Here is a 13,803-nt window from a genome sequence, read left to right on the forward strand (position 1 = left end):
TCAGTTCCTGATGGCCCAGAATTTCAGCTCAAGCTCGGAGAACTCCCCGGAAACGTGGAAGGCAAAGCCCCCGGAGCGTTCCAGTTGGGTCAGCTCCTGGGGGCTGAATTCGAGGATGAAATAGGTCTTGCTGGAGTGGAACGGGATCTGGCGCGGCGCCACCGAGAGCGGTTTGACCTTGATCCCCGGCAGGTGCAGGTTGACCAGCTGGCGGATGTTCTCCACCGGGCCGACCTTGAGGTGCGCCGGCAGGCGATGCCGCAACTCTTCGGCGTCGCAGTTGGCGCTGGCGGCCAGGACGAACGAGGCCGACTCCAGCAACGAGTGATCGTGCAGGGCCGCCACCAGGATGCCGTACTGGCGCTCCTGCAAGGCCAGCTCCATGGCGTGCTGCTCCAGGACCATGGACAGCACCTGGCGGATGGCGTCCATCAGGCTGCGAAAACTCGCCCCCTGGTCGCTGTGCTGGTAGCGGGTGTCCAGGCGCGGGCGCTTGCTCTCGCTGGAGAAGGTCGACAGGTCGCCCAGCATGCCGAGCAAGGTGCGATACAGCTCCTCCGGGTGCACCTGCTCCAGGTCCAGGTAGTGACGCAGCACCACTTCGCTGCGGTTGATCAGCTGCAGCATCATGAAATCGCCGACCTCGGCGCCACCGACCTTGCCATTGGAGCGGATGCGCTCGGCGATGGTGTCGCCACGGTGGGCGAGCATGCTGATCACCTCCTTCAGGCACGACAGCAGGTAGGCCGAGGCGTGGGTCTGGATGAAGGTCGGGAAGAACTCCTGATCGAGGTTGATCACCCCTTCGGCGTTGCTGCCCTGCACCTCGCAGACCTTGAGCTTGACGTAGGCCTGGTCGCTTTGCTGCTCCCCCAGCAACAGGCGAAAGTCCGGTCGCCCGCAGCTGATCTGGCTGCTGGAGTCGTCGTCGGCATTGGAGTCGGCGATCTGCGCTTCGTAGGTGATGTAGCGCGCCAGCACATCGGACTGCTCGGCGCGCCGGGCTTCGATGTGGTTGCCGGTGACCAGGGGCAGCGCCAGGTACACCGAGGTCTTGCCGGTGTTGGCCGGCACGTCCAGGGCCAGGGGCTCGCTGCTCTCTCCCAGGGCGAACAGGCTGCCGTCCGGCAGGATCCCCGAGGCCCGGCTGATCACCAGCTTGCCCATGTTCAGGTACTGCAGGTCGATCTCCAGGCCGAGAAAGCCCCAGGTGTAGCTGCCCAGCAGCTGGGTGCGGGTCTTGAGCTGATGGTCGAAATAGCGGTCGTTGTGCTGGAAGTGCTGGGGCCGCAGCAACATGCCTTCCTGCCAGATGACTTTATGTTCGTTCATGGCTGTTCATCCGCCCGGGCCAGAGGTTGCAGACGGTTGCGAATGCCCGCCTGGTCGAGGATCAGCTCACTGCGGGTGACCTCCATCGCGGTGATCGGAATCACATAGCGCCAGCGGGTTTCCGGCAGGTCGCGGTAGGCCGCCAACACCCCGACATAACGGCTGTCACGCTCGACGCTGAGCTTGAGCTCCAGGCTCTGCCCGGGGCGCAGTTCCAGTTCCTCGCTGGCCACCAGGTCCGGGGCCAGGGACTCCTTGGCCCGCTCGTAGAGGCTGAAGAAATCGGCGTTTTCAAAGGCCACCGGGTGCTTGAGCTCCAGCAGCCGCACCACGATGGGCGACGGCCGGCCGTTGAGGTCGGGGTTCAACTGGTCACTGGCGCTGAGCCTGAGGTCGAGCTTGGTCAGGCTCGAATACGGCGACATCGAGGCGCAGGCGCCGAGCAGCGACAGCGCCAGCAGGGTCGCGGCGCGCATCAACAAAACCTTGCAGCGAAGCATGGGGATCATCCTTGGTGAGCGTGGGTGTTGAGGGTGGAAATCAGCCGGTGCTGCTCCTCGTAGGCCTGGGCAAAGTCCCGGGCCAGCAGGCGTTCGCTCCAGTCGTCGTCCAGGCGCAGGTTCTGGTGGTAGCGGGTATAGGCCCGCCAGTGACGCCCGGCGGTGGCCAGCCAGGGGCGCTTGCCGTCGCGCTCGAAACGCAGGGTCAACTGCTGCGGCGAGAAGTGCTCCAGGGTGCTGCGCAGTGCGGCCCGGCTGGCGGCGAGCAAGGCCACCTGATGCGCCTGCAAATCGCCGAAGGCCCGGGCAATGGCCTGGGGCCCGGACAACTGCCCGGGCTTGTCGTCCAGCAGCAGCCGCTCAAGGGCCTCGCTGGCGTTCGGGGCAAAGCGCAGCGGGTTCTTGCCGGCGCTCTGGACCTGGGTCTGCCCCAGGCGCAGTTCGTTCTTCAGTTCGCTACGGGTGCGCAGGCTCTGCTGCAAGCTGGCAACACTCTGCTTGAGCAGGCGCGCCGCCTTGAGCGCCAGGGCCTCCCGGGCCGGCGGATCGAGGTCCTTGAGTTCAACGCCCAGGGCCTCGGCAAACTGCTCCCAGAACGACTCCCCAGGGCCCTGGAGCGGCGATACCGGGCTCGCTGGCGGGAGCGGCGTGGGCGCCACCAGCTCGGGCACCAGCAGGTGCTCGGTGTCGATCCGTGCGTAGTCGGCGAAGGGCTCCAGGGCCTGGGGCGGGCTGTCGAGCAGCGCCAGAGGATCGTCCGTCAGCTCGCCCTGCTCCTCCATCGCCAGGGCCTTGAGCGGGTCCGGATCGAGAAAGGCGTCATCGGGAATGATGCTGCCCGCGGCCAGCGGCCGGCCGCCGTCCAGCGCCAGGGGCGCGCTCGCCGGCATCAGCCGCGCGCGCATCACGAAGCCCCCCAGCACATAGGTGCTGCCCTGCTCGATGCGCAACGGCGTGCCCTTGGGCAGGCGCGCGCCGCTGTCCTTGAGGACGATGCCGTTGCTGCTGGTATCGGTGAGGAAGAACGCACCGTCCCGATAGCTGACCTGCGCGTGGTGGTTGGACAGGTGCCGCTGGCGGTCGGGAATCACCCAGTGGCAATCGGCGCCGCGGCCGATCCGTCCCCCGCCCTGCCCGAAGGTCTTGCTGACGCTTGCGGCCGGCAGGCGCTGAGGGCTGTCGAGCATTTCAAAAACCAGTTCCATGGTGCTGCTCCTTGCGCTCACTTGCCGCGGTTGACCGTCTGCGGGTCACCTAGCGGGCGGTAGCTGGGGTCATTGAATTTGTAATTGCCGCTGCAAGCGCCCAGGTGGCCGAAAACCACCAGCAACAGCAGGACAAGGGGCCAGGGACGAACGGACATCAGCGGTTCTCCGGATCAAGGTAAGGGGCGCGGCGTCCAAGGAATCGGGCGCCGCCGGTCAGCGACAAGCACAGCCACAGCGCGCTCATGAGCAGGACGCCTCGGGTTCCAGGGGCTGGATCTGCAAGCGCGCCAGGCGGTAATGCAGGGCCCGCCGCGACATGCCCAGCTCGCGGGCGGCGTGGGTGCGATTGCCGCCGTGCTTGTGCAGGCACTCCAGCAACAGGCCGCGCTCGATCTGCTCCATGCGCAGCCGCAGGTTCAGGGTCGGCGAGCCCTCCGGCGCCGCGCGCTGCAGCAGCAAGTGCTCGGGCAGCAGCTCGCGGCCTTCGCACAGCAGCACCGCCCGCTCCACCAGGCCCTTGAGCTCGCGCACGTTGCCGGGAAAGGCGTAGCCGCCAAGCAGTTGCAGCGCCGAGTCGGACCACTGCAGCGCTTCGCGCTGGAGAAAGGTGCAGGTCTTGTCGCAGAAGTAGCGCGCCAGTTGCGCCACATCCCCCGCACGCTGGCGCAGGGGTGGCAGTTCGATGGGGAACTGGCCAAGGCGGTAATAGAGGTCCTCGCGAAACTCGCCGCTGCTCACCAGGGTCGGCAAGTCGCGGTGGGTGGCAGCGATGATGCGCACATCGATCTGGCGCGGCTCGTTGCTGCCCAAGGGGCGGATTTCGCTTTCCTGCAACACCCGCAGCAACTTGGCCTGCAGCACCAGCGGCATGTCGCCGATTTCATCCAGCAGCAGCGTGCCGCCCTGCGCCGCCTCGAACAGGCCGATGCGATCGCTGTCGGCGCCGGTGAACGCGCCTTTGCGATAGCCGAACAATTCGCTCTCCAGCAAGTGCTCGGGCAAAGCCGCGCAGTTCTGCACGATAAAGGGCCGCGAGCGGCGCGGACCGTAATCGTGGATGGCCCGCGCCACCACCTCCTTGCCGGTGCCGGTCTCGCCCTGGAGCAGCACCGTGTAGGGGCTGTGCAGCACCTTGCTGATCAGCTGGCAGGTCTGGCGCATGGCCGGGCTGCTACCGATCAGCCCGTAGTCGCCGGCCCGGCGCGGGGCCTCGGGCTCGGTCGGCAGCGTGGCCGCCGCGCGCCGCCAGTGTTGCCGCAGGCTGCGCTGGGCCAGCAGGAAGCTGCCCGACAGGCGCAACGAGCCGGCGAATCCCTGCAACCGGGCAGGCCCGCGGCTGGCGCACAGCAGCAGCCCTTGCACCGCACCCTGGGGGCTGGCCAGGGGCACGCACAGCAGCGAGCGCCAGGCACCGCCCGCCTCCGGCAGGAAGTCGGTCTGGTACAGGCCACTGCCCAGGTCGGCGAGGAACAGCACGCGGTCCTGGCACAGTGAGAACTGCAACAGCTGCTCGCCGTTGTAGTCCGCCGGCAGCTCGGCCACTGGCCGCGGCCGTGTGGCGTCGCTCAGGCACTCGGCGCAGAGCTCCAGGCGGGTGTGGGTGGCGTCCAACAGGTACAGCTGGGTCAACTGGCAACCGCTGAGCCGGGCGACGGCAGCCACGAAGTCCGCCAGCAGGCTGGCCTCGTCGCCGCTCCGGGCCAGCTCGCAGTACATCCCCAGCAGGGATTCGGCATAGGCCAGCGGTTGGGCAATCTGGGTAAACATCCGGGTGCCCTCAAGCAAACTCGCAGACCACGCCGCCGTCGCCATCCACCGTGGCGTGCACCTGCACGAGGGACTCGCCGCTGGCCATGGCCTGCAGCAAACGATCGGCCACCCGGGGCAGCAGATGCGCTTCCAGCAGGTGATCGATCAGCCGTGCACCGCTGTCGCTCTGCCCGCAGCGCCGGGCCAGTTGCGTCACCAACTGCTGGCAATGGCTGAACTGCAAGTGCCGGCGCGCCAGGCGCTTGCCCAGGCGCTGCAGCTTGATCTCGATCAGTTCCCGCAGCACCGCAGCGTCCACCGGGTAGAACGGCACCACCCGCATGCGGGCCAGCAGCGCCGGCTTGAAGTGGGCGCTGAGGACCGGGCGGATCGCCCGCTCCAGGTCCTCAGTGCTGGGACGCTGCGAGCCCTGGCACAGGGCGTCGATGCGTTCGCTGGCGAGGTTCGAGGTCATCAGGATCAGGGTGTTGCGAAAATCGATCGCGCGCCCTTCGCCATCGTTGGCCAGGCCCTTGTCGAAGATCTGGTAGAACAGGTTGAGCACGTCCGGATCGGCCTTCTCCACCTCGTCCAGCAGCACCACCGAATAGGGTTTCTGGCGTACCGCTTCGGTGAGCATGCCGCCCTCGCCGTAACCGACGTAACCCGGCGGCGCGCCGATCAGCCGCGAGAGGCTGTGTTTCTCCTGAAACTCGGACATGTTGATGGTGGTCAGGAAGCGCTCGCCGCCGTACAGCAGGTCCGCCAGGGCCAGGGCGGTTTCCGTCTTGCCGACACCGCTGGGGCCCACCAGCAGGAACACCCCCACCGGCGCGTCGGGCTGGTTCAGGCCCGCGGCGACCGCGCGCATGCAACGGTCGAGGGCCTGCACCGCCTGTTCCTGGCCGCGGATCCGCGCCCGCAGATCGTCGGCGAAACTGGCGACCCGGGCGTTGTGCTCCCGGGCCAGTTGCTCCTGGGGCACACCGGTCCAGGCGCTGATCACTTGCGCCACCAACCGCGGGCACACCTCGAAACTCACCAGGCGCTCCTCGGCCTGGGCGTTGCTGAGCGCGCCGTGGACCGCCACCAGTTCGGCCTGCAACGCCTGCAGGTGCGCCTGCGGCTCGCTGTCCCGAGCATCCTCAGCCGGCGCTTGCCGGTCCTCGGAAGTGGCCACCAGCGCTTCCCGCGCCAGGGCCAGCTCCTGGCGCAGAGCGAGCAGGCGCTCGGCCTGCTGGCGCTGCTCGATCCAGCGCTGCTCCAAGGCCAGTTGCTCGCGCTCGGCATCCTGCAAGCGTTGCTCCAGAAGCTGCAAAGCCTCTTGGTCGATGTCCAGCCCTGCCTCGGCATCGCGGCGCAGGGCCTGGCGCTGGCGAGCGCCTTCCGCCAGTTCGGCGCGCAAGCGTTCCAGGCTTTGCGGCGCCGCGGCGAGGCTGATGCGCACCCGGGCGCAGGCGGTATCCAGGACGTCGATGGCCTTGTCCGGCAACTGCCGACCCGCCAGGTAGCGGGCCGACAACTGCGCTGCCGCCACCACCGCGTCATCGCGCAGGTAAATGCCGTGGCTCTTTTCATAGATCGGGGCCAGGCCGCGCAGGATGGTCACCGCCTCGTCGACGCTGGGCTCATGCAACTGCACCGGCTGGAAACGCCGGGCCAGGGCCGGGTCCTTTTCGAAGTATTTCTTGTACTCGCTCCAGGTGGTGGCGGCGATGGTGCGCAGCTCGCCCCGGGCCAGGGCCGGCTTGAGCAGGTTGGCGGCGTCGCCACCGCCGGCGTTGCCACCGGCCCCGATCAGGGTATGGGCCTCGTCGATGAACACGATGATCGGCTGAGGCGCGGCCTTGACCTCATCGATCACCCCTTTGAGCCGGCGCTCGAACTCGCCCTTGACGCTGGCCCCGGCCTGCAGCAAGCCCATGTCCAGGACCAGCAACTCGACGCCCTGCAACGCCTGGGGCACTTCACCGGCGGCAATGCGCGACGCCAGCCCCTCCACCACCGCGGTCTTGCCGACCCCGGCTTCGCCGACAATGATCGGGTTGTTCTTGCGCCGCCGGGCGAGGATATCCACCATCTGGCGCAGCGCTTCGTCGCGGCACAGCACCGGGTCGAGCCGGCCGTCCCGGGCCTGCTGGGTGAGGTTGTGGGTAAAGCGCTGCAACAGCGATTCGCCGCCGGCCAGCGGCTGGCCCGGGGCCCCGGGATCCCCCTGCTGGGCCAGGGCGAAGTCCTTCAGGCGCTGGCTGTTGAGCCGCGCCAGCAATGGCTGGTAGCGGCTGCCGGCATAGCGCAGCGGGTTGCGCAGCAAGGCCAGGAGCAACGCCGCCTGCTGCACCTGGGTCTGCCCCAACTCCAGGCTGGCCACCAGCAAGGCATCCTGCAGCCATTGCACCAGCTCCGGCGCAAACACCGGGTTGCGTGAAGCACTGTGCTCGGTACCCGGTTGCAGCACCGCCACCAGCTCGGCGGCCTCGATCCCGGCATCCTGCAGGGCCCGGGCGAGCAGCCCCTGGGGCCGCTCCAGCAGTTCCAGCAGCAGGTCCTCCACCAGGATCTTGCTGCCGCCACGGGCCACGCAACGCTCGGCGCAGCGCTCCAGGTCGCGGCGGGTATCGGCATCCAGTGCCTGGATCAGTTGTTGCAAATCGACGTTGATCATCGGTCTCGTCCTTAATGAGAGAGGCTGCCCAGGGTCACCACGCCATCGGCGCGTTCACGTCCCAGCCAGCTGGTCCAGCCCAGGCGGCAAGCGTTCTGCTCGCCGATGCACAGTTCACGGATTTCCTCCTGGCGCAGTACCAGGCGGATGTCGTAGTCCAACGGGTCGCGCAAGGTGAAACGCACCAGGGCGCAAAGCGGTTGATAGCCGAAGCCAATCGGCAGGAATTCATGGAAGCGCTGCCAGTCGAGCTCGCGGATGTGGATGCGGAACTTGCCGCTGCGATCGCGCACCCGCTCCCCCAGCACCAGGTCCTCGCCGAGCACGCTGTTGCCCAGGCCCAGGCGGTTGCGCTGCTCGTCGAGAATCTGCACCCGACGCTCGATGCACTGCTCGATCACCAGCTGCGCATGCTTGAAGTAGTAACGCAGCACCGCCTCGATCAGCGCCGCCGAGTGGGCCCGCAGGCTCAAGAGCCCGAGGTAGGGCAGCAGGCGTTTCCAGTTCAGTTCCCGGGCCTGGCGAATCTCCACGCCGCCCAGGCCGATCAAGGCGAACAACTGGCTGGAGAACGGATCCAGGGCACCGCTGGAGAAGCTCGCGCGATAGCGGTACTTGCGCCAGATCGGCAGCATCAGCCGTTGCAGGCGATGGTGGAACAGATCGAGAAAATGCCGGGTCGGGTTGCCCTCCTCGGTGTCGCCCAGGGCCTGCTCGCCATAGAAGGCCGGCAGCGGCGAGCCGGAGCCGAACAGGCCGATCAGGTTCAGGCGCAGGCGCGCATGCAACAGTCCGTGCTCTTCGAAGAACTCCACGCGATCGACATCGCTGCCGGGAAATCCCAGGCTCGGGTTGGCCTGGAACTCCAGCTGATCGTAGAGCTCGTCGTCGTTCATCTGGGGGTGAGCATCGCGCAGTCGATCGACCACCAGCATCACCGCCTGGAACAGCGAGTACTCCCGTATGCCCCGGGACAACTCGCTCAAAGCAGGGGCTGCAAGCCCATGCGTGGCGTCCATTGGTACACCTCTCCTTGTGTACTGTTTACCCGCAGCTCGTGGTACGAATTGAGGCTGGCGTAAAGAGCGAAAAACTCGTTGAGCACGGAAGCGAAAATGAACAGGTCGCCTTCACCGATATAGCCTTGCGGGTCGATGGTCAGCTCGGTGCGCAGGCCCCGCAGTGGCAGGCCGCGGTGCAGGCGGTCGACGTGTTCGTGACGAATCGACTTGAGCCCCCCCAGCAAACGTTTGCTGACCCGCTCGGCGTGCTGGTCGTAGTAGCGCGGCAGGTCGTAGGTTTCGAGAATCACCTTGAGCGCATCGACGTTGGCCAGGGACAGGTAGTTGAGGGACATGTTGCTGATCAGCTTCCACAGGAAGTCGCGACTCAGCGGCGGCGCGTAGCTGGACGTGGCCGCGGTGATGTTGCGAAAGCGCAGAAAGTCCGGGGTGTCCTCGCAAGGCTGATCGATGTCGCCGAGCTTGAGCTGACGGGGCAGGTTCTGGTTGGTGCAGGTCAGCTCGATGGACAGGGTTTCCTGGGCCTCGGTGTGGCGGATGGCGAAGCTCAGGTAGGTGTCCAGGCCATCGTGGAGCAGGGATGAACGCTGGCGGATGCTGTAGTGCGGACGGCTCTGGGGCACGTCGAAACTGGGGTCGTGCTCGAAGGACTCGAACGGCACATAGTCCTGGTAGCCCACCCCGCCCGGCGCCCAGCCGGTGACTGAATCCACCGAGAACACCCCGCAGTTTTCCAGGTCGTATTCCGCCGGCAGCAGCAGGTACTCGTCCTGCTTGCCGTCGAGGCGGATCGGCAGCGCGTCGTGCTTGAACAGATTGACGATGGGCGTGCAGTACAGCTTGACGTTGTCCAGGGTCGGCCGCAGGCGCTGGATACCGCTCTTGCGGATATCGAAGCGCAGCTCCAGGCCGCACACCTGCTTGAGGCTGTCCTCCGGCAGCGTCCGCAACACCTCCAGGCCGCCGAGGTCGACAAACAGGAACTTGTCCTGGAAGGAGAAATACTCCTGCAGGTAGCGGTAGCCGCGGAAGGTGTTCAGCGGATAGGGAATCAACGCCTCTTCCTCGGCAAAGCCCACCGGCTGCACCTTGTTGCCCGGGATCCGCAACGCCAGCGGATCGCCGTTGGCTGCGCGCAACGGCTCGCCACTGGCACGCAGCGGCACCAGCTCGATCCCGGCCAGGTTGCGCAACAGGCTCAGGTAGAGCATCTGGCTGATGTAGCGCTCGCCGGCCAGATGCAGGCGCAGGCGCCCCAGCTCCAACTCGCCCAGATGCCCGTCGCAGGTCATCTCCAGGCGCAAACTGAGCAAGGCCCCATCGCCCTTGACCGAATAGGTCAACCCGCAAAGCGCCAGGGGCAGCACCTCGGTGGGATAGCAGGTGCGGAACCGGCAGTGCACCTCGTTGATCGGCCGGCTTTCCACCGGCGTGTCCCGAGGCACGCCGACCGCCGGCCCCGAACGTTGCAACGGATCGAACTGCAGGATGCTGAACGCCGGCAACGGCCGCATGTAGTTGGGCCACAACAGATGCATCAACGAATGGCTGAGCTCCGGCAGCTCGTCATCGAGCTTCTGCCGCAAACGCCCGGTGAGAAAGGCAAAGCCCTCCAGCAACCGCTCCACATCCGGGTCCCGCCCGGCCTGCCCGAGAAACGGAGCCAGGGCCGGACTACGCTCGGCGAAACGCCGCCCCAACTGGCGCAGCGCGGTCAGTTCGCTTTGGTAGTAGTGGTTGAAGGACATGGTTTACCTGCCTGGGGTGAGTGAAATGGGCGAACAATGGAAACTTCTTAGTTCAGGGTTGTGTTTGAGTACTCGTTGTTAGGTGGCAAACAGTTGTTCCAGGGCTGCACGCAGAACTATTGCGGCAATACTCAAAGAACCACCCCGCACGCAGCTGCCTGAATCAAGCTCCTTTTTCAAGAGTCAGATCATCACCTGCATTACCCAGTAGTAAAAAAGCGGTTAGCAACATGCATACGGGCGCCCATAGCATGATCTTGAAATACTTTGCGCAAGCCATTTCAAGCCTCTATCGTTTCTTACGACTTCAAGAGAATCTCGCCCGAATCAAAACTCCTGCTTAACGACACTCCGTGACAGTCCACCCCTCCCAGCCCTCGGACCCAGGATATAGCGCGGAAGCACCATTAAATTCCGGAGCAATATTTTCACTTCCTTCTCTCATCCATAAATACCATTCCGACGTTCTAAGCATCTCCCCCTCCTTGGTATAAACCCGATAAAAATTCTTGCTGCTGAACAATGCAAAAACGCGCCCAACCAACCCCATCGATCGATATTCCGGGATATATGTTGCTATGTAGCATTTGCCCGACTCGTTCCAATCCTTCGCTCTGGGCTGAGCCAGCCACGCACCTCTTAACTTGAGCCCTAGGGTGAGCAACAGTAGAAGCACAACTACCGAAACAATGAAAACCACTAACCCTCTTTTAGTTTTCAGCATGACTCACTCTATGAAAGCCTTCTCTGAATACCAAAATCCTCAACGACACTCTGTAACCGTCCAGTACTCCCAACCCTCAGTTCCCGGGTAAAGCACAGTAGCGCCAGAAAATTCGGGGGCAACCTGCTCATTTCCCTCCCTCATCCAGAAAAACCATTCGGATGTCCTAAGCAGTTCATCATCTTTGGTATAGACACGATAAAAATACCGACTACTCAATAACTCCAGCCCCCATATCTATATCAGGCTGTGAAATAGAACGAGCCAGCATGCCGTGCAACGGTACATATGACACGCCAATTGCAACATAGAAAAAACGCTTACTGCGGAACGGACATTCATTCCCTTCAAGCTCCTTGCCTGCTATCGCATCCTTGGGCCGAAACCAAAAAAGCACCCAACCTAATTTTTAAAATGGGTATAAGGCGTATTACTTACAAATATATTCATCCCGTGCTCTTCCCATTCCGGCATGGAAATAACAAACAGCTTTTTCTGCCAATCAAACTTTATCCAGTAAATCCCGACCTCATGATCATTTTCAAATACCCGCATATCCAAAGACTGCGTGTCATACAAAGGTGTGCGGTAGACTGTTTCAGGCGCCCGTGTATCAATTACTCGAAGATAAGCCATTCTCCGCAGAAAAAAAATTCCATCGACACGCACATTCTCCATTATGAATCGGCCTGACGGACTTACCTGCGTAGTACTCGCGGGATAACCGAGCATTACATTGACGATGTATATCAATGCCGCACCCAACACAATAGCTACTAGAGCTGCTCGACGAAGCCATTTACTCCGAAGCAAATTCATCATTGTGCCCCACCGCCAGCATCTGTCTCAGTTAAAAATGCGAAAAAAATAATACACATGCTGTATTTTCCGCACACGAACGTTCATCCCCATAATGCAATAACAACAAGAGGGACACTCTCATATAAAACATCTGAAAAAACCTGAAAATCGCCGCCCTTGCCTGTTCGTCGTCTATAGGCAACAAAATGCGAATTATTAACATAGAAATAACGCGCTTCAGCAATTTCCTTGTACATACGATCCGCAGCAGCGTCTCCAGGCGCTTGCATCGCTAAAGCACCCTGGGCCTCTGCCAGGCCAATATTGGTAGCGTTTGCAGCGAATGCTCCTTCAATGCCATCAAAATTCCAAAAACCCAGAGGCTGACTAAAAAAACTGTTAGGGGCGTCATTAAAGTCATAGGCATCCTCAACATAAAAGCCTATGCGACTTACTAAAAGCCGTACCTTATCCTTGGTGACAGCAACCTCTCCCTCGGGGAAGACTCGGATATTAAAATCAGCCAAGGCTGCCCTTAACTCGTTTACCTCATCGACCAATGCAAAATTTACCGATCGAGTATTGCAGTAACCAAAATTTTCTACCGATCTCGCCTCCCCGTTAAACTGAAACGGGTATACACCAGGAGTCCGACCCTTGAATTTCGGCAATATTTTTTCCCGCATCTGCTCTTGAGCTGGCCCATTATTCCAAGCCGCTCGCAGAACATTCAGTACCTTATTGGCGCGTTCAAACTTGACAAGCCAATTCATCTTGACAATTGAACTATCGAAATAGGGTGCTGGAGCAAGGGCAATATGTTCCTTGACTTCGTTCGACATTGCGCCATCTATCGTCGACCACGGTTTGCCATCAAACCAGTACTGCATCAGGTCGGCAGCGACATTCCAATTCATTTTTCTCATGGCCGCTGGAATATCACTCACTCCGAAAAGACGAATTGCCAAGGTCTTTTCGGCCTTTTGACTCGCAGGACTCAAACTGGATGTCGCTACTATTTCCATCACCTAGCCCCCCATTTGCGTGCAAGAGCGGGATCGCCGCCGATTCTTCTTCAACACCCTCGACCACGGTCAAGCAATCACCACTTCACGCTGCCGTTGAATAATCAGTTCATACGTCTCAGCGTCCGAAGATGATATTTTTTCGGTCTTGCCATCTGCTCCAGTCACGCCACTGAAGATCTTTCCAGTCGCCGTTTTGACGGTGTAGGCAATTCCCGCCAATGGTTTCCCAGTCTCCTGGCACTCAATCACATAGTGTTCGCTGAACGGCCAATTGATCTGCACCGGCAACGGCGCCACAAACGGTGCCGGGACATGGGTATCGCCAATGATCACCGTCCCTGATCCGCCTATCACCGTGTTGCCATGACTGCCCAGCGACCCCAGGGTGGCGGCTGGCCGACCATTGATGAACACGGTGCTGCTCAAGGCGCCGCTCAGGGCACCGCCACAGGCCGACACGTCACCTTGGCGAGCCGCCGGCAGGCCGTCGAACAGCACATCCGCCGAGCCACTGGCGATGGGATTGACCCCATGCCCGGGAATCGGACAGGCCGTTGGGTCGCTGAGCCGTGCCGCAGGTTTTCCAGACATCCTTGTTCACTCCTTACTTGACCCGTACCTGCCCACTGCCATCCAGCCGCGCGGCGAAGCTCACCTGGCGCCTGACCCCTTCCACCTCCAGCAGGCCTTCGATGCTGAAGGCCAGCTTGAGGGGATCGTGGTCCCGGGGCAGTGGCTTGACTCGCACGTTGGACAGCCTGGGCTCATAGGTCTCGATAAAGCCTTCGATGGCCTCTCGCGCCTGACTCAGCGCGTCGTGCAGGCTCAGGCGCATGTCGTTGAGATCCGGCAGCCCGTAGTCGGACAGTGTCTGCACACTGCCCGCCCGGGTGCTGAGCATCTTCGCCAGATGGGCAGCCACCGACGCCATGGCGGCCACTTCGCGACTCCAGCCGACGCGTTGTTCGGCCTCGCCACCGAGGCGTTCGAAAAGGCTGCCGTATCGACGCATGGCTCGGCTCCTGC

Annotated in this window: 12 protein-coding genes; all 12 read right to left on the reverse strand. The window is 62.7% G+C overall.

The genetic code is table 11. The features are described 5' to 3' along the window. The gene (gene tssK / locus L1O02_RS19870) at nt 1-1,332 is read right to left on the reverse strand and encodes a type VI secretion system baseplate subunit TssK (RefSeq protein ID WP_016964839.1); all 1,332 of its coding nucleotides are present in this window, start codon (nt 1,330-1,332) and stop codon (nt 1-3) included. Continuing rightward, the gene (tssJ, locus tag L1O02_RS19875) at nt 1,329-1,832 is read right to left on the reverse strand and encodes a type VI secretion system lipoprotein TssJ (RefSeq protein WP_060843097.1); all 504 of its coding nucleotides are present in this window, start codon (nt 1,830-1,832) and stop codon (nt 1,329-1,331) included. The genes tssK and tssJ overlap by 4 nt, the downstream gene beginning before the upstream one ends. A 5-nt stretch (nt 1,833-1,837) precedes the next feature. After that, nucleotides 1,838-3,037 (reverse strand): type VI secretion system-associated FHA domain protein TagH, encoded by a 1,200-nt coding sequence (tagH, locus tag L1O02_RS19880; RefSeq protein ID WP_108542718.1) that lies wholly within the window; start codon nt 3,035-3,037, stop codon nt 1,838-1,840. Nucleotides 3,038-3,054: 17 nt separating this feature from the next. Beyond that, nucleotides 3,055-3,195 (reverse strand): hypothetical protein, encoded by a 141-nt coding sequence (locus L1O02_RS19885; protein ID WP_047303353.1) that lies wholly within the window; start codon nt 3,193-3,195, stop codon nt 3,055-3,057. Between the two features lie 85 nt (nt 3,196-3,280). Beyond that, on the reverse strand, nt 3,281-4,807 hold the full coding sequence (locus L1O02_RS19890; RefSeq protein ID WP_108542717.1) for a sigma 54-interacting transcriptional regulator: 1,527 nt from the start codon (nt 4,805-4,807) through the stop codon (nt 3,281-3,283). Between the two features lie 10 nt (nt 4,808-4,817). Then, a complete protein-coding gene (gene tssH, locus L1O02_RS19895) occupies nt 4,818-7,454 on the reverse strand; it encodes a type VI secretion system ATPase TssH (RefSeq protein WP_235758565.1) in 2,637 nt (878 codons plus the stop codon). An 11-nt stretch (nt 7,455-7,465) separates the two neighbouring features. Further along, nucleotides 7,466-8,473, reverse strand: coding sequence for a type VI secretion system baseplate subunit TssG (tssG, locus tag L1O02_RS19900; RefSeq protein ID WP_060838540.1), 1,008 nt, complete (start codon nt 8,471-8,473; stop codon nt 7,466-7,468). Then, complete coding sequence (tssF, locus tag L1O02_RS19905; protein ID WP_235758566.1) at nt 8,437-10,224, reverse strand: type VI secretion system baseplate subunit TssF; 1,788 nt, start codon at nt 10,222-10,224, stop codon at nt 8,437-8,439. The genes tssG and tssF overlap by 37 nt, the downstream gene beginning before the upstream one ends. Before the next feature lie 1,126 nt (nt 10,225-11,350). Then, nucleotides 11,351-11,770: a hypothetical protein gene (locus tag L1O02_RS19910; RefSeq protein ID WP_129406783.1), complete on the reverse strand. Its 420-nt coding sequence runs from the start codon at nt 11,768-11,770 to the stop codon at nt 11,351-11,353. Between the two features lie 80 nt (nt 11,771-11,850). Beyond that, nucleotides 11,851-12,774, reverse strand: a complete 924-nt coding sequence (locus L1O02_RS19915; RefSeq protein ID WP_108542712.1) for a DUF6402 family protein — start codon at nt 12,772-12,774, stop codon at nt 11,851-11,853. A 69-nt stretch (nt 12,775-12,843) separates the two neighbouring features. Then, nucleotides 12,844-13,368, reverse strand: coding sequence for a PAAR domain-containing protein (locus tag L1O02_RS19920; RefSeq protein ID WP_108542711.1), 525 nt, complete (start codon nt 13,366-13,368; stop codon nt 12,844-12,846). A gap of 13 nt (nt 13,369-13,381) precedes the next feature. Beyond that, entirely contained in the window at nt 13,382-13,789 is a 408-nt protein-coding gene (tssE, locus tag L1O02_RS19925) for a type VI secretion system baseplate subunit TssE (protein ID WP_060838535.1), read from the reverse strand. Nucleotides 13,790-13,803 lie beyond the last annotated feature (14 nt).

The organism is Pseudomonas sp. BC42, assembly GCF_021560055.1.
Taxonomy (GTDB): Bacteria; Pseudomonadota; Gammaproteobacteria; order Pseudomonadales; family Pseudomonadaceae; genus Aquipseudomonas.